This is a genomic window from Rhizobium lusitanum (assembly GCF_014189535.1).
Taxonomy (GTDB): Bacteria; Pseudomonadota; Alphaproteobacteria; order Rhizobiales; family Rhizobiaceae; genus Rhizobium; species Rhizobium lusitanum_C.
Genome location: NZ_CP050308.1, coordinates 433,197 through 452,618 on the forward strand (window position 1 = coordinate 433,197; position 19,422 = coordinate 452,618).

The 19,422-nt window shown below is 59.5% G+C and carries 19 protein-coding genes and 1 pseudogene; 9 read left to right on the forward strand and 11 right to left on the reverse strand.

The features are described 5' to 3' along the window. The first annotated feature begins 115 nt into the window (after positions 1-115). From parE to HB780_RS15925, 3 genes are all read left to right on the forward strand, one after another. On the forward strand, positions 116-2,185 hold the full coding sequence (parE, locus tag HB780_RS15915; RefSeq protein ID WP_183693425.1) for a DNA topoisomerase IV subunit B: 2,070 nt from the start codon (positions 116-118) through the stop codon (positions 2,183-2,185). Between the two features lie 144 nt (positions 2,186-2,329). Next, a complete protein-coding gene (locus tag HB780_RS15920) occupies positions 2,330-3,463 on the forward strand; it encodes an esterase-like activity of phytase family protein (RefSeq protein WP_183693428.1) in 1,134 nt (377 codons plus the stop codon). Positions 3,464-3,604: 141 nt separating this feature from the next. Next, a complete protein-coding gene (locus HB780_RS15925; protein ID WP_183693431.1) occupies positions 3,605-4,783 on the forward strand; it encodes an AI-2E family transporter in 1,179 nt (392 codons plus the stop codon). Positions 4,784-4,798: 15 nt separating this feature from the next. On the opposite strand, the gene HB780_RS15930 is transcribed toward HB780_RS15925, so the two are convergent. The 4 genes from HB780_RS15930 to HB780_RS15945 form a co-directional block, all read right to left on the reverse strand. Next, positions 4,799-5,197 carry a GNAT family N-acetyltransferase gene (locus tag HB780_RS15930; RefSeq protein WP_183697155.1) on the reverse strand — a complete coding sequence of 133 codons (399 nt, stop codon included), beginning with the start codon at positions 5,195-5,197 and terminating at the stop codon, positions 4,799-4,801. 93 nt (positions 5,198-5,290) lie between these two features. Next, positions 5,291-6,436 carry a DUF2336 domain-containing protein gene (locus tag HB780_RS15935; protein ID WP_183697158.1) on the reverse strand — a complete coding sequence of 382 codons (1,146 nt, stop codon included), beginning with the start codon at positions 6,434-6,436 and terminating at the stop codon, positions 5,291-5,293. A 111-nt stretch (positions 6,437-6,547) separates the two neighbouring features. Further along, positions 6,548-7,153 carry a flavin reductase family protein gene (locus HB780_RS15940; protein WP_183693434.1) on the reverse strand — a complete coding sequence of 202 codons (606 nt, stop codon included), beginning with the start codon at positions 7,151-7,153 and terminating at the stop codon, positions 6,548-6,550. Further along, complete coding sequence (locus HB780_RS15945; RefSeq protein ID WP_183693437.1) at positions 7,153-7,740, reverse strand: nitroreductase family protein; 588 nt, start codon at positions 7,738-7,740, stop codon at positions 7,153-7,155. The genes HB780_RS15940 and HB780_RS15945 overlap by 1 nt, the downstream gene beginning before the upstream one ends. Before the next feature lie 110 nt (positions 7,741-7,850). On the opposite strand from HB780_RS15945, the gene HB780_RS15950 reads away from it, so the two are divergent. Continuing rightward, positions 7,851-8,969, forward strand: a complete 1,119-nt coding sequence (locus HB780_RS15950; RefSeq protein ID WP_183693439.1) for a hypothetical protein — start codon at positions 7,851-7,853, stop codon at positions 8,967-8,969. Between the two features lie 19 nt (positions 8,970-8,988). On the opposite strand, the gene HB780_RS15955 is transcribed toward HB780_RS15950, so the two are convergent. The 5 genes and pseudogenes from HB780_RS15955 to HB780_RS15975 form a co-directional block, all read right to left on the reverse strand. After that, positions 8,989-9,828 carry a lysophospholipid acyltransferase family protein gene (locus HB780_RS15955; RefSeq protein WP_183693442.1) on the reverse strand — a complete coding sequence of 280 codons (840 nt, stop codon included), beginning with the start codon at positions 9,826-9,828 and terminating at the stop codon, positions 8,989-8,991. A gap of 157 nt (positions 9,829-9,985) precedes the next feature. Continuing rightward, positions 9,986-11,983 (reverse strand): threonine--tRNA ligase, encoded by a 1,998-nt coding sequence (gene thrS / locus HB780_RS15960; protein ID WP_183693444.1) that lies wholly within the window; start codon positions 11,981-11,983, stop codon positions 9,986-9,988. 124 nt (positions 11,984-12,107) lie between these two features. Next, positions 12,108-12,638, reverse strand: a complete 531-nt coding sequence (locus tag HB780_RS15965) for a DUF1697 domain-containing protein (protein WP_183693447.1) — start codon at positions 12,636-12,638, stop codon at positions 12,108-12,110. Positions 12,639-12,643: 5 nt separating this feature from the next. Further along, a pseudogene (yidD, locus tag HB780_RS32670) lies at positions 12,644-13,088 on the reverse strand (membrane protein insertion efficiency factor YidD). Positions 13,089-13,216: 128 nt separating this feature from the next. Continuing rightward, the gene (locus HB780_RS15975; RefSeq protein WP_183697160.1) at positions 13,217-13,669 is read right to left on the reverse strand and encodes an iron-sulfur cluster assembly scaffold protein; all 453 of its coding nucleotides are present in this window, start codon (positions 13,667-13,669) and stop codon (positions 13,217-13,219) included. A gap of 292 nt (positions 13,670-13,961) precedes the next feature. Here HB780_RS15975 and folE point away from each other — a divergent pair, with 292 nt between their 5' ends. The 3 genes from folE to HB780_RS15990 all read left to right on the forward strand — a co-directional run bounded on the left by folE (position 13,962) and on the right by HB780_RS15990 (position 16,130). Further along, a complete protein-coding gene (gene folE / locus HB780_RS15980) occupies positions 13,962-14,573 on the forward strand; it encodes a GTP cyclohydrolase I FolE (protein WP_183693450.1) in 612 nt (203 codons plus the stop codon). Positions 14,574-14,598: 25 nt separating this feature from the next. After that, positions 14,599-15,048, forward strand: coding sequence for a phosphoribosyl-AMP cyclohydrolase (gene hisI / locus HB780_RS15985; protein ID WP_183693453.1), 450 nt, complete (start codon positions 14,599-14,601; stop codon positions 15,046-15,048). Positions 15,049-15,164: 116 nt separating this feature from the next. Next, positions 15,165-16,130, forward strand: a complete 966-nt coding sequence (locus HB780_RS15990) for a patatin-like phospholipase family protein (RefSeq protein ID WP_183693456.1) — start codon at positions 15,165-15,167, stop codon at positions 16,128-16,130. 168 nt (positions 16,131-16,298) lie between these two features. Here the strand turns inward: HB780_RS15990 and HB780_RS15995 are convergent, their stop codons facing one another. After that, positions 16,299-16,733 carry a CBS domain-containing protein gene (locus tag HB780_RS15995; protein ID WP_183693458.1) on the reverse strand — a complete coding sequence of 145 codons (435 nt, stop codon included), beginning with the start codon at positions 16,731-16,733 and terminating at the stop codon, positions 16,299-16,301. 167 nt (positions 16,734-16,900) lie between these two features. Then, entirely contained in the window at positions 16,901-17,671 is a 771-nt protein-coding gene (locus HB780_RS16000) for a rhomboid family intramembrane serine protease (protein ID WP_183693460.1), read from the reverse strand. A gap of 321 nt (positions 17,672-17,992) precedes the next feature. On the opposite strand from HB780_RS16000, the gene HB780_RS16005 reads away from it, so the two are divergent. Both HB780_RS16005 and HB780_RS16010 read left to right on the forward strand, forming a co-directional pair. Beyond that, positions 17,993-18,622: a PAS domain-containing protein gene (locus HB780_RS16005; protein ID WP_183693462.1), complete on the forward strand. Its 630-nt coding sequence runs from the start codon at positions 17,993-17,995 to the stop codon at positions 18,620-18,622. Between the two features lie 118 nt (positions 18,623-18,740). Continuing rightward, positions 18,741-19,370: a PilZ domain-containing protein gene (locus HB780_RS16010; protein WP_183693465.1), complete on the forward strand. Its 630-nt coding sequence runs from the start codon at positions 18,741-18,743 to the stop codon at positions 19,368-19,370. The last annotated feature ends 52 nt before the right edge of the window (positions 19,371-19,422 follow it).

Sequence of the window (19,422 nt, forward strand, 5' to 3'; positions counted from 1 at the left end):
GGGCGCCATCGCGTTAGAACGTCATTTCTGGCAGAATCATGGTGATTCGCGGCATTGACGGCAAACGTGATGATTCTGGGGTGTGACCCCTTCAAGGATAAATCTGAACAGCCCCATGGATAACAGCAACGATCTCTTCTCCGGACTGCCCGCTTCTCCGAAGCCGGAAACGGTGGAAAAGCCGGCCGTAAAGGTTGAAAGCCCTGCAGCCGCCCCTGTCCCTACCCCGCGCGCAACTCCGACAACGTCGTCCGTCGAGGAGTACGGCGCGAGTTCGATCCGCGTTCTCGAAGGGCTCGAGCCAGTGCGCATGCGCCCCGGCATGTATATCGGCGGCACCGACGAGAAGGCGCTGCATCACCTCTTCGCCGAAGTCATCGACAACTCCATGGACGAGGCCGTCGCTGGCCATGCCGATTTCATCGAGGTGCATCTCGATCAGCGCGGCTACCTGACCGTCACCGACAACGGTCGCGGCATTCCGGTCGAAAACCATCCGCAGGTGCCGGGCAAGTCGACGCTTGAGGTCATCATGACCAAGCTGCATGCCGGCGGTAAGTTCGACGGCAAGGCCTACGAGACCTCTGGCGGTCTGCATGGCGTCGGCGTCTCCGTCGTCAATGCGCTCTCCGACGATCTCGAAGTCGAGGTGGCGCGCAACCGCAAGCTCTATCGTCAGCGTTTTTCGCGCGGTGTGCCGCAAGGTGGGCTTGAGGAACTGGGCGATGTCCATAATCGTCGCGGCACCCGTGTCCGCTTTCATCCCGATCCGCAGATTTTCGGCGATCACGCCAAGTTCGAGCCGGCCCGCGTCTTCCGTATGGCCCGCTCCAAGGCCTATCTTTTCGGCGGCGTCGAGATCCGCTGGAGCTGCGATCCGGAACTGGCACCGGCAGGCTCGGATGTTCCCGAAAAGGCTGTCTTCCATTTCCCCGGCGGCCTGAAAGATTATCTCAAGGCGACGATGGGCAATGAGTTCACCGTCACCCGCGAAATATTCTCCGGCAAGTCGGAGAAGGGAACCGGCCACGGCTCGATCGAATGGGCGATCACCTGGTATGGCGGCGACCCGCAGGTCCATTCCTATTGCAACACCATTCCCACTCCCGAAGGCGGCACGCACGAGGCCGGCTTGCGCATCGCGCTGACCAAGGGGCTGAAGAACTACGCCGAGCTGACGCAGAACAAGCGCGCCGCCGGCATTAGCACCGACGACGTGATGATCTCTGGCGTCGGAATGCTCTCCATCTTCATCCGTGAGCCGGAATTTGTCGGCCAGACCAAGGACAGGCTGGCGACCGTCGAGGCGCAGCGTATCGTCGAAAACGCGTTGCGTGATCCTTTCGATCACTATCTCACCGATAATCCGACCGAGGCAGAAAAGCTGCTGGAATGGGTGATCGAGCGCTCCGAGGAGCGCCTGCGCCGCCGCAAGGAAAAGGAAGTCAATCGCAAGTCGGCTGTGCGCAAGCTGCGCCTGCCGGGCAAGCTCGCCGATTGTTCGCAGAACACCGCCGAAGGCGCCGAACTCTTCCTGGTGGAAGGTGATTCGGCTGGCGGCTCCGCCAAGCAGGCACGCAACCGCATGAACCAGGCGATCCTGCCGCTGCGCGGCAAGATCCTCAATGTCGCCAGCGCCGGCCGCGAAAAGCTCTCCGCCAACCAGCAGATCTCCGATCTGGTCCAGGCGCTCGGTTGCGGCACACGTTCGAAATACCGCGAGGAAGATCTCCGCTATCAACGCATCGTCGTCATGACCGATGCCGACGTCGACGGCGCTCATATCGCTTCGCTGCTGATTACCTTCTTCTATCAGGAAATGACCGAACTGATCCGTGGCGGACACCTCTTCCTGGCCGTGCCGCCGCTCTACAAGATCACGCAGGGATCGAAATCCATCTATGCCCGCGACGACGCCCATAGGCTGGAGCTGATGGAGAGCGATTTCAAGGGTAAGGGCAAGGTCGAAATCAGCCGATTCAAAGGCTTGGGCGAAATGCTTCCAGCGCAGCTTAAGGAAACCACGATGGACCCGTCGAAACGCACGCTGTTGCGTGTCGTGATCGACGAGGTGGATTTCGAAGGCACGCGTGACGCCGTCGATAACCTCATGGGCACCAAGCCCGAGGCCCGCTTCCGCTTCATCCAGGAACGTGCGGCATTTGCGGAAAATCTGGATATCTGACAGCCGCGCTTCGGCGGCTGTGGCAAAATCGATTTGCCGATATTTTTAGGGGATGGAGCGCGATCCGTAACGAAAGCGTCATGAGCGGATGCATAGATGCGGCGCAAACCCGCCAGCTCATGATCCGGATGTAATGATATCGCCATGATGAAGCCCTTCCTGACGACCGCCGCTCTTGCCTTTCTTCTTTGCACCACAGCCCGCGCCGCCGATGTCGGTGCGGTTGTCGATGTGCCCTGCCCCTTCGGCGACTGCAAGGCCGGCATCAGCCTTTCCTATCTCGGCGAATACGACATTCCGACGGGTTTCATGGAAAACGGTGTTGAGGTCGGTGGTCTCTCGGGCATCGATTTCGACCCTTCGACCGGCCACTATATCTCGATCAGCGACGACCGTTCCGAAAGGGCGCCGGCTCGCTTCTACCATCTCGATATCGATGTCGGCGCTGACAGCCTCAAGGGCGTGACGGTGCTTGATCATGTCACGCTGACGGACAAGAACGGCCAGCCTTTCGCGTTCCGTACGGTTGATTCCGAGTCGATCCGTATCGGCAAGGATGGCATCTACTGGAGCAGTGAAGGCGACGGCAAGGCGCTGTTGCCGCCTTTCGTGCGTGTCGCCAATCGCGATGGCAGCTTCGTGCGTGAATTGCCGTTGCCGGAAGGTTTTGCGCCGACCGCCGATAAAAGCACCGGTATCCGCGACAATCTCGCCTTCGAGGGCCTGACGTTCCTCGCCGGCGGCGACCTTCTCGTCGGCACGGAGTCCGCGCTTTATCAGGACGGGCCGATGACGACGCTGACCAATGGCGCGCTTGCCCGCATCATCCGCTACGACGCGGTCACGGGCGAACAGAAAGCGCAATATGTCTATCCGGTCTCGCCGATCCCGCAGGCGTCGACCAAGCCCGGCGGCTGGAACGATTTCGGCATGTCGGAAATCCTGGCGCTGGACGACCGGCATGGGCTGTCGGTTGAGCGCGGCTATGCGCAGGATATCGGCAACTCGGTGGTCATCAACATGTTCGATCTCGATGGCGCAACCGATGTTTCCGCTATTCCGTCGCTCGCCAAGACCGATCAGCGCATCGTGCCGGTGCGCAAGACCCAGGTGATGGATTTGCGCGCGCTTGGCCTTGCGCCCGACAATATCGAGGGTGTTTCCTTCGGTAAGGCGAAGGATGGCACGGATGTGCTGATCTTCGTTGCCGATAACAATTTCAATCCGACGCAGAAGACCCAGTTCTTTGCCTTCAAGGTTCTTCGTCGGCCATCCTGAGCACGTCGCTTCTTGCCCGCATTGGTAGTCGTCGTGCCGTCACGACAACGGATTATATAGGCTTTCAGGTTGTGGCCCTTGAATCGGCCCAGATCATAGCTCATAACCGGTTGATCGAATGAAAAAGGTAAAGCAAGTCCGGTGGGTGTATTCGAACGTCAAAAGCCGAGGGAACCACGGTGGCTGGGGCCTACCGCACCTTCACGCATGGCCCTCATTCCGTCCATTTCGGCGGCACGCTGGCTGCTAATCCTGATTGCCGCGGCGGGAATTTATTTCTTCTATGGTTTTCTGATACCTGTGCTGGCAGCGGCCGTGATCGGTTTCGCGACCTGGCCGCTCTATAGCGAGGTGTTACGCCGCACGGGCGGCAACACGACACTTGCAGCAACCATTGCCATCGCCTTCATCGTCACCTTCCTGGTGCTGCCGATCGTGCTTTCGGCCGTCTATATGGTCGGTGAAGTGCGCGAATGGTTTGCCTGGGCCGTGCATGTAAACCGAGATGGCGCTCCACCGCCGCAGTGGATTCTGGCGCTGCCGATGGTCGGATCCTGGCTTGGCGATCAGTGGACGCAATATGTCGGCAGCCCTGGTTCCATCGGTGAATTGGCCCAGATCGTCAGTGGCGCGCATATCGGGAATATCTACCGCGCAGTGCTTGCCGCCGGCGGTGGCGCGTTTCATGTCATCCTGACTTTGCTTTTCATGCTGATCGCCCTGTTTTTCATCTATCGCGACGGCTCGAGGTTTGTCGGCCAAGTCGATCTTCTGGGCGAACGTATCCTGCCGAACCGGTGGGAGCGGATCTCCCGCGTAATACCGGCGACGATCAGCTCCACGGTCATGGGTATGACGCTGATCGCCATCGGTGAGGGTATCGTGCTTGGCGTCGCCTATTGGATTGCCGGGGCACCCTCGGCCATCACGCTCGGTGTTCTCACAGGCGTCATGGCGCTCATACCGGGCGGCGCGCCGCTCTCCATGTCGCTCGTCTCGATCTATCTGATCGCCAGCGGTTCGCTATGGGCCGGTGTGGCGCTGTTCGTCTGGGGCACGGTCGAACTCTTCATCGTCGACAAGACATTGCGGCCGAAGCTCGTTGGCGGACCGATCAAGCTACCCTTCCTGCCGACCTTTTTCGGCCTTGTCGGCGGCGTCAAGACCATGGGCTTTCTCGGCCTGTTCATCGGCCCGGTGCTGATGGCCATCATCGTCGCGATCTGGCGGGAATGGATTCGCGAGGCGGAGTTGAGCGAGGAACAACATGCCCAGGAGCCGGAACTGCAGCTGCGCATCAGGGATGGTTCTGAGGGCTGATCGCGCTTCCCAGTCTTACGGAAGCGTCTTTTCCATGAACAGGCTGAGCGGATCGGGCTTATATTCCCCGAACGGTTCGATCTCGACATAGCCAAACTTGCGATAGAGAGCGATGGCTTCCGGCTGGTATATGCCGGTTTCCAGCCGCACCGCAGTCAGCTTCTTTTCCACCGCCTTCTCTTCAAGCAGCTCCATCAGCCTCAGAGAGAGCTTGCGTCCCCGGGCAATTGGATCGACGAACATGCGCTTGATCTCCGCCGTGCCATCGCCGGCCTCGACCAGTGAGCAGCAGCCGACGATATCGCCGGCCAGCCGCGCTACCCAGAAGGTCACTTCAGGCTTTTCCAACGAGCTTAGATCTAGCAGGTGGTTGCTCTCGGCAGGATAAAGCGATTCGGCATAGGCGCTCGACATATCGAGGAGACGGATAACACCGTCCTGGCGCGGCGATTCAATGGCAATGGTCAGCAAGAAGTAGCTCCTGAAGGCTTTGAAGGCCGATCAGTATCACGCTGCCGCCAGCGCTGCAAAGCTCCGTGCCGTCTGCCGCCGTTCGGCATTGGCAAGCTTCTCCACCATGTCCAGTAACTGTATCGCCGCGCCGGATGAGCGCTCGGCGACGTGGAATTTGCGCATCAACCGGGTCGAGACATTATCCAGCATGCTGCCGCCGGTGGTACGTGACGCCTCGCGCCAGATCAGGGTCGCCTCGACGAAGACAATGCTGATATCGCGCGGCAGGCCGGCGGATTCATAAAGCGCGCGCACGGCATAGACACGCCCGGTCGACAGGATCGAACGGACCCGCCGCTCGTCGCAGCCGGAGAGGTTCGTAATCGCGCCGGCGAAGAAATCGACCTTCCCGGAGCAAAGAGCGTGCATCAGGAAGGCCGGTGTCAGCCAGCCGGACTGCCGCAGATGCTCCGCCAGCTCCGGAATATCGTGGTGCTGAACCGATCCCGCGATGGAAACCGTCGCCGTCTCGCTGGCCTCGCGGATAACATGCTGTAGCCGGCCAGCCCCGATTGTCGCCTGTATGAGGCTCAAGCCCGCCAGCGCATCGCAAACGTGCCGCATCAGCAGGTGCCGGACATCCGAAGGCAGGGCGTCGCGGGCAAGAAGCAGGCCGCGAATCTCCGCATTATCGCCAAGCCGCTCGGCAACCCGCTTCAGCGAAGCGTGCGATAATGAAGCTGCGTCGTTTTCCAGCAGGCAAAGGATCTCACTCTCGCCGCCGATCTCGGCCAGTGCTGCGGAAACCGGCCGTGGCACCTGCCCGCGGGAGGCAATCAGGACACGCGTCACGTCGCTGCCGCGCAATGCAAGGTCGACGAGATCGCCATCGGTGAACACGGGCGAGAAGAGAATGACTTGCCCGGCAATTTCTGGCTGATCCTCGGCCAACGAAAGGATGATATTGCGCGGCGCATTGGGAGCGCGCGCCACAGCTTCTGCAAGCGACAGGCGTACGCGGGGCGATGGATCGTCGAGAATATAGATCATCGCCATTTCGGCGGCCTCACGCTCTTCCGCCGGCATTGCCGATTGGAGATAGGCGCGGCCAAGGGCGTTAGCGGCCCTTGCCCTGCCCTCTGCCTTGGCGGTCTCGGCCCAGCGAAGAAATGCTTCTATGATCACGTAACGCCCCGATATCGGCGGAACGATTCCCGTCCCGCGAACTCACTGGGGACACGTTAATGGCGAAAGGTTTACGGTGCGTTTACCTTATTTATTAACCACTAATGCGCGGGCTCGCCGCCGATGTCACGGCGTCTTCGGCCGCACCAATTCGAAGACGTCACTGCCTTCGCTGTAGTCCATATAGCCCATGCGCGCGACGGGCCGGGCAAGCGCCATGTCGAGCCGGCCGTCACGAATGATCGCCTCATCGATATGAATGCCGACGACCTGGCCGAAGACCATGACGTTTTCTGTCGGCTGTCCATCAAGGCCCTTCGGTTGCATGATCTCCGTCACCCGGCACTCGAGAACGGCAAAGGCTTCGCCGACATACGGCGCATCCACCAACCGGCCCGGCTCGGCGGTCAGGCCGGCGAGCGCAAACTCGTTGGTCCCGTACGGCACGGAAATTGATGAATGGTTCATCTTTTCAACGAGGTTGCGGCTGACAAGGTTGGCGGTGAAGACACCGGTTTCCTCGACATTGCGGGCGCTGTCCTTGCGGCCAGTCGAGGAAAACATCACCAGCTTTGGACGATCACTGATCGCATTGAAGAAGGAGTAGGGTGACAGGTTGATCGAGCCGTCCCTGCCCTTGCTGCCGATCCAGCCGATCGGGCGCGGCGTGACGATCGCCTTGAAGGGATCATGAGGCAGGCCATGCTGATTGGTGTCGGTTGTGTAGAACATTACGCCCCCTCGCCGCCGACCCAGGTCACGGTTTCCGCCAGTTCCGGGCGCGGCCGTTCTATCGGCGGGAACTCGGAGGAGCCGATATGGATGAAGCCGGCGACTTTTTCACCCGGCTGGACGCCGAGGAGCGGATAAGCGCGCTCGTCATAGGCGAACCACTCGGTCAGCCAGTTCGACACCCAGCCATGCGCATTGGCCGAGATCAGCAGATTGAGGCAAAGCGCACCCGCCGACATCAGCTGTTCCCATTCCGGGATCTTGAAATGCGGGCCTGCCGTGCTGACGACTGCGATAACGACCGGTGCGCGGGTGAAGCGCGTGCGCTCGACCTGAATCATTTCCCCGGACAGATCCGGCTTGGCTTCCAGCGCAAGCTTGAGCAACTCTTCGCCGATCTTCGCCCGCTCCTCGCCGCGATAGACGATAAAGCGCCACGGAGCGAGCTTGCCGTGGTCCGGCACACGGGAGGCGAGCCGCAGGATCTCTTCGATTTCGGCCTTGTCCGGGCCTGGTTCCGCCATCTGAAACGCGGGAATGGATCGGCGAACCGCCAGATAATCGACCAGCTTGATATCGGTTTTCATGGAGTGATTGCTTTCATTTTCATGCGCGGGAGGAAGTGGGTCTTGAATTTGCCACCGCATTGGTTTTGAAGTGGCCTGTGTTTTATCGGAAGTCAATCGGTTGGGAACGCATGTCAGGTATTTCATCCGCTCACCGATTGGGCGCGGCTTTCGCCATGCTCGCAAGCCTGAGTACGGCTGCCTCGGCACAGGATGCCTTTCAGGAGTTCAAGCAGCTCGACGGCAGCTTGAAAATGCCGAAGCTCAACGCCTTCGTGGCCCCGGATGGCGAAAACTCGCCAGCCCGGACTTTGCGCGACGTTTCGCTGGAAGCCAAGCTTGCACCCGATAGCGGCCCGCAGCAGCAGGGCCTGTCCTGGTATGTCTTCAGCCCCTTTGCCGGCACTGACGGCAAGCTGCCGCTGGTGGCGAGTTCCAAGGGCGGCTCAGCCTCCTTCCACCTCCAGCCCGGCGACTATTTCGTCAATGTCTCCTTCGGCCGGGCCGGCGTCACCAAGAAGCTGACCGTGCCTGAAAGCGGCCTATCGCAGAAGCAGACCATGGTATTGGACGCCGGCGGCATGGTGCTGAACGCCGTCTCCGGTTCCGACGTTCGCATTCCACCCGCCGAGCTGAGTTTCTCGATCTATGCCGGTGACGCCAAGGAAGATGGCGAGCGCGGCCTTGTCATGTCCGACGTCAAGCCAAACACGCTGGTCGGCCTCAGTACCGGTATTTATCACATCGTCTCCGAGTATGGCGCCGTCAACGCTGTCATTCGTGCCGATATCCAGGTCGAGGCCGGCAAGGTGACAGAGGCGACGATCCAGCATAGAGCGGCAAAAATCACCTTCAAGCTGGTGTCGGACGCCGGTGGTGAGGCGATTGCCGATACGGCCTGGTCGATCTTGACGGCTGCCGGCGACATCGTCGGCGAAAGTCTCAGTGCCTTCCCGGTGATGGTGCTGGCCGAAGGCCAATATACCGCCGTCGCCCGCAACAAGGACAAGATCTACCAGCGCGACTTCACCGTCGTTGCAGGCAGGAATACCGATGTCGAAGTGCTGATGAAGCAACAGCAGCCTCAGGACGCCGACAATCAGCAGCCTGCGCAACAGATTCCCGTCCAGTCGCCGCAGGCACAGGGGTCGTCTGGCCAACCCGGCGTGTCAAGCCAACAGCGTCCATTGCCGACCTATGAGCAGTTGGCACCGTCTGCCGGCGATGATGGCGGCGATAGTATGGATTGACGGTGAGGTAGCCCTCGCCTCACCCGGCTTTTTTCCGCAACGCCCGCTTTGGCGGCGCCATGGAAAACACCGCGCCGTATAGCTTCGACAGCAGATCCTTACGGTCACTGCCTTCGCTCATCGCTTCCCAGGTCATCAGCTTGCCGACATGGGCGGTGATAGTGCTGCCAGAAAGGCGGCGGAATTCACGGATCAGCAGAGAGATGCGCAGCGTCATCGATACGCGGCTGGCGAGATGGAACAGCCGGCCGTTCTGACCTTCGAAATAGATGGGAATGACGCTGGCGTGGGCAGCCTGGATGAGCTTTGCCGGAAAGATCTTCCACGGCAGGTCCTCGGCGCGGCCAAAACCCTTCTTGGCCGTCGCGACGCCGCCGGCCGGAAAGACGATGATGGTGGTGCCATCCTTGAGCAGGCGAACCGCCTCATGGCGCGTCTTCATGTTGATCGCCATCGCTTCCTTGGTTTCCTCGAAGGAAACCGGCAGCGAATAGTCGTTCATCTCAGGCACTTTCAGCAACTCGTTGTTGATCAGCACCTTGAAGGGCCGGCCGAGCTCTTCGGCAAGCGCCAACACGGCGATGCCGTCGCCGATACCGAAAGGATGGTTGGCGACGATGACGATCGGCGCATCGGGAACATCGCGTGGCGGCCATTCGCCCTTGGCCACAAGCCGCACATCGATGAGATCGAGCATCTTGCCGAAGACGCGCTCGCTTTTGCCGACGATATCGCTACGCCAGATATCGTAGAGCCGGGTATAGCGATCGCGACCGGAAAGGCCTTCGATGGAGCGGATGAACCAACGCTTGATGCGCGTATCCCGTTCATTGGCGTAGGATAATTCTTTGAAATCCAAATCCGCGACGGGCTGCCCCGCTCCTATGACCTGCTGAGCCGCATATCCTTCTTGGCATGCAACGGGCGCAGCAGCGTTCTTTTCAGCACATATATGAAAGTTCTATGTCAGTTATCTGACGGCGCGCTGAAAGCGCCGTCAGACGATATTTATTGTATCAAGCAAGCTTGGCAACCTTGGCCCGCCTGGCTTCGCGCTTGCGCAGGACGTCCGGTGGTGTGGCTTCGAGCGACAGCGATGCGATCGCCTCGTCGAGCGACATCGGCGTCTGCGCCTGGCTGCCGAGACGGCGGATATTGACCGAGCGCTCCTCGGCTTCCTTCTTGCCGCAGACGATGATCACCGGAACCTTCGTTACCGAATGCTCGCGGATCTTGTAGTTGATCTTCTCGTTGCGGAAGTCGGTCTCGACCGTGAGCCCGGCGTCACGCAGCGCTTCCGCTACCTCTTCGCCGTAACCGTCGGCTTCCGAGGTAATGGTCGCGACAACCACCTGCAGCGGCGAGACCCAAAGCGGCATATGGCCGGCGAAGTTCTCGATCAGGATACCGAGGAAGCGTTCCATCGAGCCGCAGATGGCGCGATGGATCATTACCGGCTGAGTCTTTTCGGAGTGCTGGTCGATATAGAAGGCGCCAAAGCGTTCCGGCAGATTGAAGTCGACCTGCGTCGTGCCGCACTGCCATTCACGGCCGATGGCATCCTTCAGCGTATATTCGAACTTCGGCCCGTAGAACGCGCCTTCGCCGGGTAGAATGCCGGTCTTAATGCGGCCACCGGACTGCTCCTCGATGGTTTTCAGGACCTCCATCATCACGCTTTCGGCGCGATCCCAGAGCGCATCGTCACCGACGCGCTTTTCGGGACGGGTCGAAAGCTTGACGACGATCTCCTCGAAGCCGAAGTCCTCGTAGACAGACAGGATCAGGTCGTTGATCTTCAGGCATTCGGCCGCCATCTGTTCGTCGGTACAGAAGATATGCGCATCATCCTGCGTGAAGCCGCGCACGCGCATCAGACCGTGCAGCGCGCCCGAAGGCTCGTAGCGATGCACATTGCCGAATTCCGCAAGACGGATCGGCAGTTCGCGGTAAGACTTCAAACCATGCTTGAAGATCTGGATGTGGCCGGGGCAGTTCATCGGCTTCAGAGCGAAGACGCGGTCGTCGTCGGTATCGTCGCCGGCGACAGTCACCTTGAACATATTGTCGCGATACCAGCCCCAGTGACCGGAGGTTTCCCAGAGCGACTTGTCGAGCACCTGCGGCGCGTTGACTTCCTGATAGTCGCCTTCCAGACGGCGGCGCATATAGGAGACCAGAGTCTGGAAAATGCGCCAGCCCTTGCCATGCCAGAAAACGACGCCCGGACCCTCTTCCTGGAAATGGAACAGGTCCATTTCGCGGCCAAGACGGCGGTGGTCGCGCTTCTCAGCTTCGGCGAGGATATGCAGGTAGTTGTCGAGATCGGCCTGTTCGGCAAAGGCCGTGCCGTAGATGCGGGTCAGCATCGGATTGTTGCTGTCGCCGCGCCAATAGGCGCCGGCCACCTTCATCAGCTTGAAGGCCGTGCCGATCTGGCCGGTGGAGGCCATATGCGGCCCACGGCAAAGGTCGAACCAATCGCCCTGATAATAGATCTTCAGGTCCTGGCCTTCAGGAATGGCGTCTACGAGTTCCACCTTGTAGCGCTCGCCCTTGTCGGCAAAGACCTGCTTGGCCTTTTCGCGCGACCAGATCTGCCTGGTGAAGGGAGCATTGCGCTGGATGATCTCGCGCATCTTCTTCTCGATGACCGGCAGGTCGTCGGGCGTAAAGGGCTCGTTCTTGGCGAAGTCGTAATAGAAGCCGTTTTCAATCACAGGGCCGATGGTCACCTGAGTACCTGGCCAGATCTCCTGCACGGCTTCCGCCATGACATGCGCCGCGTCATGCCGGATCAGCTCCAGCGCGCGGCCGTCATTGCGGGTGATGATCTCGATCTTGCCGTCGGTCACCGGCTCGGAAAGGTCGCGCACGGTGCCGTCGATCGCAATGGCGACGGCCTTCTTGGCAAGCGACTTGGAAATGGATTCAGCGACATCCCGGCCGGTTGCGCCAGCATCGTAGCTGCGCACGGAACCATCGGGAAATGTCAGGGAAACGGATTGGGACATCGAAATTCTCCTTGTCCAGTCCCGCCAACGAATGCGGGTGGTTTCAATAGATGCGGTCAATCAATGTTTTTGAACGCGGTCGCCTGATAACGATATTTGGCGATTTAGTAAAGGAAAAGCAGCTCTAACGGCCGATCATCCCGACCAATCCTCGCACCGTATTCCAATTTCGCAGCGTGCCGACACCGAGACGTTTGGTGGTCAGCGAGGAGAGCAGGCGCGTTTCACTCGCCTTACCGCCGAAATCGATCCAGAGATCGCCATCGACCACGGCCAGCAGCTCCGGGCCGCTTCTGCGCTTTTCGAGTACTTCGACCACCGACGGATCGAGCGGTTCACGCATGACGCGGATGGCCACCTCGCTGCCTTCACCGTCTGCGAACGGATTGCCCGCGACAAGCTTAATCCACGTCGCAGCATCGCGAGCAATAATGTCGACGTGCTTGCCGAAAGTCTTCGTAAAGCCCGCTTCGAGCTGAGTTTCGATTGCCGCAATCGGTTGCGCGCCAGCCTCGAAGACCAGATTACCGGTCGCGACCAGCGTTTTGACGTTGGTGAAGCCCAGATTTTCCGCCATCGTCCGCAGATCGCTCATGATGACTCGACGGCCAGCGGCAAGGACGATGCTGTGAAGCAGTGCGACATACGTCGTCATGCCGCTCAGGCTGCCTTTCGGCCGATGACGAAATACCGCCAGGGTGTCCACCAATGATAGTGGTTTTCCAGAGCTTCTGGCACTGGGTCCAGCCCGCTGGTGCCGCCAGGGCCGCAACGTGCCACCCGAAACAGCGTCATCCAGCCGCCGGGCCATAAGCCATGCCGGGCGATCGATTCGTAGCCATATTCCGAGCAGGTCGGAATATGGCGGCAGGAATTGCCGATGAAGCCGGAAAGGGTCAGTTGATACAGACGGATTAGGCCCATGCCGAAGAGCCGGTCGGGTGTCTTGCGGAAGGGGCCATGCCAATTACGACTTATCCGTCGTGTGGTATACCCCCCCTCTGTCACTCCGTGACATCTCCCCCACAAGGGGGGAGATCGGTTTGGAGCTTGCCGCAGCTCCACCCTCATCTTCTTCATCCTGTACTGAGCAGAGATAGCACATGAGCGGCTATCCCTCGATACTTGATAGTGTTCTGGGGCGGATGCTGCGTACTCTCCTCAATCTCCCCCCTTGTGGGGGAGATGTCACGGAGTGACAGAGGGGGGTATGCGCTCTCCGCGCAGAGATACTCACGATACAGCCTCAACAACCCCGGCCCGCGTCGCCTCAATCTGCCCGATCGCATCCACCACAGCATCGAAAGTCAGCATCGTCGATGCATGGCGCGCCTTGTAATCCTTGACCGGCTTCAGATAGCGCATGTCCTCGAAGCGCCCTGTTGGCCCCTCGCCGTTCGCCTTCAGCATCGCAAGCATATCTTCTCGTGCCTGGCGCAATTCGGCGGAAGTGGCACCCACCACATGGCGGGCCATGACCGAAGAAGACGCCTGACCAAGCGCACAGGCCTTGACGTCGTGCGCAAAATCGGTAACGACATCGTCGTCCATTTTCAGCCAGATCTTCACGCGGGAGCCGCACAGTCTGGAATGGGCCTGAGCGCTCGCATCGGCGTCTGAAAGGCTACCAATGCGTTCGATATTGCCGGCGAATTCCAGGATCTTGCTGTTATAGATCTCGTCCATCATCGATCTCGCTCCGATGTATGCGCTTTGTGTTTCAAAACAAAAACACACTGTGTTCCGTTTGGACACTTTCACAGGGACAATGCCATACTATATGTATGTCGTTCGAAGACCACAAAAATGCAATGGTCTTCTGTAAGTTTGATGGGAAACCGTGCAGGACGGCAGGCTTGTCCGCCAGCCAGAACGCCCCGGAGCCCGCCAAAGGTACACATTTTCCCATGTGATGGGGAATACCAGTGGCGAGTCCGATAAAACAAGATCCGCGGTGCGGGTCAGGAGACCACAGGTAATGGACGCCATTGTAAAGAACTTTCCGCAAGCCGTTGAATCCGATCGTCCTTCACAGAAGGAAGCAGAAGACGCCGTTCGCGTTCTGCTTCGCTGGGCAGGTGATGATCCGCAGCGCGAAGGCCTGCTCGATACGCCGGCGCGCGTCGCCAAGGCCTATCGTGAGCTTTTCGCCGGCTATGACATGAACCCCGAGGACGTGCTTGGTCGCACCTTCGAGGAAGTTTCCGGCTACGATGACATGGTCCTCGTGCGCGATATTCCGTTCTACTCGCATTGCGAACATCATATGGTGCCGATTATCGGCAAGGCGCATGTCGCCTATCTGCCGAATGGTCGCGTGCTTGGCCTGTCGAAGATCGGCCGCGTCGTCGAAATCTTTGGTCGCCGCCTGCAGACGCAGGAGGCCATGACCGCCCAGGTCGCCAATGCCATCGACGATTCCCTGCGTCCGCGCGGCGTCGCCGTGATGATCGAAGCCGAACATATGTGCATGGCGATGCGCGGTGTGCAGCAGCAGGGTGCTTCAACGCTGACGACGACTTTCACCGGTGCTTTCAAGGCCGATCCGGCTGAGCAGGTCCGCTTCATGACGATGGTCCGGAGCCGCTGACAGGGCTCCAAGAAAAGAGCCTGAGATGAATTTGGTATTCAACGCCCCTTCCACGGACAAGTCCGAGCTTGAGGATGCGGGCGATTTCACGCCCCGTTTCGACGATCGCGGACTGATCACCGCAATCGTGACCGACGCACATGACGGTGAGCTGCTGATGGTCGCGCATATGAATGCCGAAGCTCTGGCGCTGACCATCAAGACCAAGACGGCGCACTACTACAGCCGTTCGCGCGGCAAACTCTGGAAAAAGGGCGAGACTTCCGGAAACCTGCAAACGGTGAAGGAGATACGTACCGATTGCGATCAGGATGCCATCTGGCTGAAAGTTGTAGTCGCCGGTCACGATGCAACGTGCCATACTGGTCGCCGTTCCTGCTTCTACCGTACGGTTGAGCTGGAGGATGGAAAGCCGGTGCTGAGCGTGGTCGACGATCACCTGCATTTCGATCCCAGCGAAATCTACCAGCAATAGGCCAGGCGACAGGTTTCCACATATCGATCGGGCGATAACCAAATATACGATTTGGAAACGAAAAAGGGACAGTATTTTAGCAAGGGGCACATACAGGCCTCAGAGGAAGATATGTCATGCTGAATTGGGGGTTGAATCGTCAGGGCGCCGGACAGACTTCGGCTGGTTCAGATCCGACCACCTCGCGCGGCATCCTCGCTCCTCCCATTGCTCCCGCTCCGCCAAAGAAAGTAAAGATCTCGCTGGCGCTTGGAGGAGGTGCAGCTCGCGGCTGGGCTCATATCGGCGTGCTGCGTGCCCTGGACGAGGCGGGTATCGAGGTCGGCATGGTTGCGGGCACGTCCATCGGGGCTCTGGTTGGCGGCTGCTATCTTGCCGGCAAGCTTGACGAGCTGGAGGCTTTTGCCCGCTCCTTGACTATGCGCCGCATCGCCAGCCTGCTTGATCTCACCATTGGCGGCAGCGGCCTGTTCGGCGGCATGCGGCTTACCAAGCGCATGCAGGAACACCTTGAAGGCCTGTCTATCGAGGATCTCGACCGCACATTCGTCGCCGTCGCCTCGGAATTGAACACCGGCCACGAGGTCTGGATCGCCAATGGCTCGCTGATCACGGCACTGCGGGCATCCTATGCCCTGCCCGGCATTTTCGAGCCGGTTCGCACCAATAGCCGCACGCTGGTCGATGGCGCACTCGTCAATCCGGTGCCTGTTTCCGTTTGTCGTGCTTACGAGCAGCCTCTCGTGGTCGCCGTCAATTTGAATTACGACCTCTACGGTCGTTCTGCCGTCGTCAAACACAATGCCGGCCCGCCGAGCAGCGACCAGCAACGCCGCGAAGAGCCGCCCTACACCAAGCTCGGCATGACCGGCGTGATGGTACAGGCTTTCAACATTATTCAGGATCGGATCTCTCGTGCTCGCCTTGCCGGCGACCCGCCGGACCTGGCGCTGCATCCGCGCCTCAGCGACATCGGCCTCTCGGAGTTTCATCGTGCCGGCGAGGCGATCGAGCGCGGCTATGAGGAGACATTGGTGCGGCTCACCGAAATCCGGCGCATGCAGGAAGCCTATGCGCGGTAGGGCGTCAATAGACGTGAAACTCTGAAGAGACATGCCGCCCATCTCGCTCAAAACGGCGGGATGGCTTTCGCATATGAGGCACCACCCGGCCCTTCGCTTTGGGCTCAGGGCGCTATACGCTGCAATCGACCCGCTGGGTCGATTGCTTCGGCTTCGCCGAACCGCTTCTCACCCAGCGATATAGGCCTTGATCTGCTCGGCCTCGAGCTCGATCTCGCGGATACGCCATTTGACGACGTCGCCGATCGAGATGATGCCGGAGAGCTTGCCTTTGTCTTCGACCGGGACATGGCGGAAGCGGCGCAGGGTCATCAGCTCCATCAGCTCGTCGGTGGTGCTCTCTTCCTTGCAGCGATGCACCTTCGCCGTCATCAGCGAGGCGATCGGTTGATCGAGACATTCGCTACCGTGCTTGGCCACCGCATTGACCACATCGCGCTCGGTGAATATGCCGGAAATCTTGCCTGCCATGCCGACGACAACGATGGCGCCAATACGGTTCTCGTTGAGAATTCTAGCGGCCTCCGCGACGGTCGTATTACCCCCGGTGGTAACGACGTCGCGACCTTTGATATCCAGTATGGCTTTTACGGAAACTGACATTCGATTCTCCCATCTCGAAAGCACAGTGAACATGCGAGCTTCGGATTTGTTCCGAAACCACCCCAAGGTTTCGGGCCGCTGCTCCCTTCATCGGCCGCGTTGGTTTCCTCCCACGCGCGTCCGATAGCCATGAATGTTGCGCTTGTGGAGCCAAGAAAGCAACAGCTTCATTCCGTTGATACGGCAGGATTTTCGACTTCGACGCGAGGCTGCCGGTCGAACAGCGAAAACAGCAGGAAGCCGAAGAGGAAGCCGCCGATATGGGCGTCCCAGGCGACCGGTTGCGAGCTGTCGCCAACCAGCGTGATGCCGAAAGCGACCAGTGCGTTGCCGGCGACCCACATCAGGATATAGACGACGACCGTCCGGCTGCGCAGCGAGTCGAGGATCGACAGCCGCGGGTTGAGGTGGGCTTGCCGTGCGCCGATGCGGCGGCCGTCCATGGCCGGAAAGGCAAAACGGCAGGCAGCTCCCATCAATCCTGAAACGACGCCGGATGCGCCGATCAGCAGGGTCTGGTCACCCCAATAGATAGCCGCGTGCAGGAATGCCGAGGCGGCGGCTGAAAAAAGCCAGAAGAGCACATAGCGCACGACGCCAATCCGGCGCGCAACAGGTGCTGCGAAGACCATCAGCCACAGCCCGTTGAAAACGATATGCTCGATACCGCCATGCAGAAGCGAATAGGTGACCGGCGTCCACAGCCACTCCAGTCCCTGCTGTGACAGCGGGAAAGCATAGCGCGCGGGAATGAAGCTAAAGGTGAAATAGAGCCAGTTCAGTGTATCGTCCGACCACCAGGGCAAGTTCTGAACAGCGAAGACGACCGCCAGCAGTGCCAGGCTTGCGAGGATGACGGGTGGCAGGTTGAAAGCCGGAACGCGCTGCGGCGGCCGCGGATCTTCTAGCTGTTGGCGCGGCGGCTCTGCATTGTCCATGTCTTGCTCTGAGGTCCTCAAAAGGGACTCGAGACATACAGCAGCGATCGTCAAAAAAAAAGCCGTCCAACCAATGTGGACGGCTTGTTCGGGCGCTCTTCACAGGGATGCGCCGCAATGGCTTGCATCCCCCGCCCGAAAGAGTTTGTGCTGAAGGTCACCTCGTGAAGTGATGGCCTATTTCTCCCATTCAGGGCCGCAAAAGGCAAACGAAACCCTTTCTTAACCTTAATGGCTCGGCCTTGGCATGAAATAAGCAAGGCAAGGTGCAAGGGCGATGAGCGCCCCTGTATTTGAACTGAAATGGGATACCGACGCGTCATGCGCCAGAAGACGAGCATCGAGATATTCACCTATTGGGAGCAGCTGCGCGGTGGTGCGGATGCCCCATTGCGCAATTTGATACAGCCCTCGGCGGTCCGCCACATCCTGCCGGAGCTGTTCATTCTGGAGCTCTTGCCGAATGATGCACCGCGTTTTCGGCTGGCCGGTACGGCGATTTGCAGTCTCATGGGACGCGAGATTCGCGGCGAGAGTTTTGCCGCGCTTTGGGCCGGCAGCCAGATCGAAGACCCGATTCGCATTGCGACTGGCGTGATGACGCATGTGGTTCCCGTCTTGATCAATGCAACCGGCTACAGCATCAGCGGCCGCCATATGGCCTTTGAAATGGTGCTGATGCCGATGCGTTCATCGGGTGATGTCTGCGATCGTCTGCTCGGCTGCCTGACGCCGGTTGCACAAACAGCGTGGCTTGGCAGCGAACCCATGGAGTTCCTGGCGCTTGATCGCAGCCGCTTGCTTCATGACCGCCCTGCCCGCGCCGTCGAACTGCCAACGCATCCGCAATCCGCCGATTTGATCTCACCTCGAGATGGTGCCCGGTTCGGTGAATTGATGCGGCGGATGCTGCATTTGAAAACGGGCATGCACGATTCTCGCGCCGGTTGACCCATCACGACACAAATTCATCCATCTCTTCTCAATCATTATTCGGCCAAGACAACCTTACCTTAAGAAAGTTCGGCTAATGATTGCAACAAACATAGTCGGTTGAAGAAGCCCATTTATGCATTCATTCCAGCCAGCTCAAACGACGCGGCCCAACCAGATGGTAGGAGGTGCGCCCCGCAACGATCAGCGAACCTTTCAGCGGGTTCCGATCAATATGCAGGGCCGTCTAATGCTGGCCAGTTACGAAGAATTCGAATGCCTGGTCACCGACATGTCGCCCGGCGACATGTATGTCACTTGCCTGGGACGTCCGCGCGCCAATGAGCGCGTCGTAGCCTATATCGATCATCTTGGCCGGGTGGAGGGCAACGTGGTCGCCATCGACGGTCGCGGCTTCAGCATGTCGATCAACGCGACCGACCGCAAGCGCGAGAAGCTCGCCGCCCAACTTACCTGGCTTGCTAACAAGCACGAGCTCGGTCTTCCCGAAGATCGCCGTCATGACCGCTTGACGCCGCGCTCCACCACCAGCGAATTGACCTTGGAAGACGGTACACTCTATGTTTGCCGCATCATGGATCTGTCGTTGTCGGGTGCCGCAGTCGACGTCGAGGCGCGCCCGCCGATCGGAACGCCTGTGCGACTCGGCAACATGCGCGGCCGCGTCATACGCCACTTCATGGAAGGTGTTGCGATCGAGTTTCTCTCGCTGCAATCCCGCGAGACCTTGCGCGAATTCCTCTGATCCATTCATTCTGACGTCACGTTGATTGTAGAGATAGAGGCGTTTGCCCCTC

What these genes read in the sequence shown, in the direction of transcription:
- parE (WP_183693425.1), top strand. Translation starts at nt 116, where the DNA reads ATGGATAACAGCAACGATCTCTTCTCCGGACTGCCCGCTTCTCCGAAG.
- HB780_RS15920 (WP_183693428.1), top strand. Translation starts at nt 2,330, where the DNA reads ATGATGAAGCCCTTCCTGACGACCGCCGCTCTTGCCTTTCTTCTTTGC.
- HB780_RS15930 (WP_183697155.1), bottom strand. Translation starts at nt 5,197, where the DNA reads ATGTCGAGCGCCTATGCCGAATCGCTTTATCCTGCCGAGAGCAACCAC.
- HB780_RS15940 (WP_183693434.1), bottom strand. Translation starts at nt 7,153, where the DNA reads ATGTTCTACACAACCGACACCAATCAGCATGGCCTGCCTCATGATCCC.
- HB780_RS15945 (WP_183693437.1), bottom strand. Translation starts at nt 7,740, where the DNA reads ATGAAAACCGATATCAAGCTGGTCGATTATCTGGCGGTTCGCCGATCC.
- HB780_RS15950 (WP_183693439.1), top strand. Translation starts at nt 7,851, where the DNA reads ATGTCAGGTATTTCATCCGCTCACCGATTGGGCGCGGCTTTCGCCATG.
- thrS (WP_183693444.1), bottom strand. Translation starts at nt 11,983, where the DNA reads ATGTCCCAATCCGTTTCCCTGACATTTCCCGATGGTTCCGTGCGCAGC.
- HB780_RS15965 (WP_183693447.1), bottom strand. Translation starts at nt 12,638, where the DNA reads ATGACGACGTATGTCGCACTGCTTCACAGCATCGTCCTTGCCGCTGGC.
- HB780_RS15975 (WP_183697160.1), bottom strand. Translation starts at nt 13,669, where the DNA reads ATGGACGAGATCTATAACAGCAAGATCCTGGAATTCGCCGGCAATATC.
- folE (WP_183693450.1), top strand. Translation starts at nt 13,962, where the DNA reads ATGGACGCCATTGTAAAGAACTTTCCGCAAGCCGTTGAATCCGATCGT.
- hisI (WP_183693453.1), top strand. Translation starts at nt 14,599, where the DNA reads ATGAATTTGGTATTCAACGCCCCTTCCACGGACAAGTCCGAGCTTGAG.
- HB780_RS15990 (WP_183693456.1), top strand. Translation starts at nt 15,165, where the DNA reads ATGCTGAATTGGGGGTTGAATCGTCAGGGCGCCGGACAGACTTCGGCT.
- HB780_RS15995 (WP_183693458.1), bottom strand. Translation starts at nt 16,733, where the DNA reads ATGTCAGTTTCCGTAAAAGCCATACTGGATATCAAAGGTCGCGACGTC.
- HB780_RS16000 (WP_183693460.1), bottom strand. Translation starts at nt 17,671, where the DNA reads ATGGACAATGCAGAGCCGCCGCGCCAACAGCTAGAAGATCCGCGGCCG.
- HB780_RS16005 (WP_183693462.1), top strand. Translation starts at nt 17,993, where the DNA reads ATGCGCCAGAAGACGAGCATCGAGATATTCACCTATTGGGAGCAGCTG.
- HB780_RS16010 (WP_183693465.1), top strand. Translation starts at nt 18,741, where the DNA reads ATGCATTCATTCCAGCCAGCTCAAACGACGCGGCCCAACCAGATGGTA.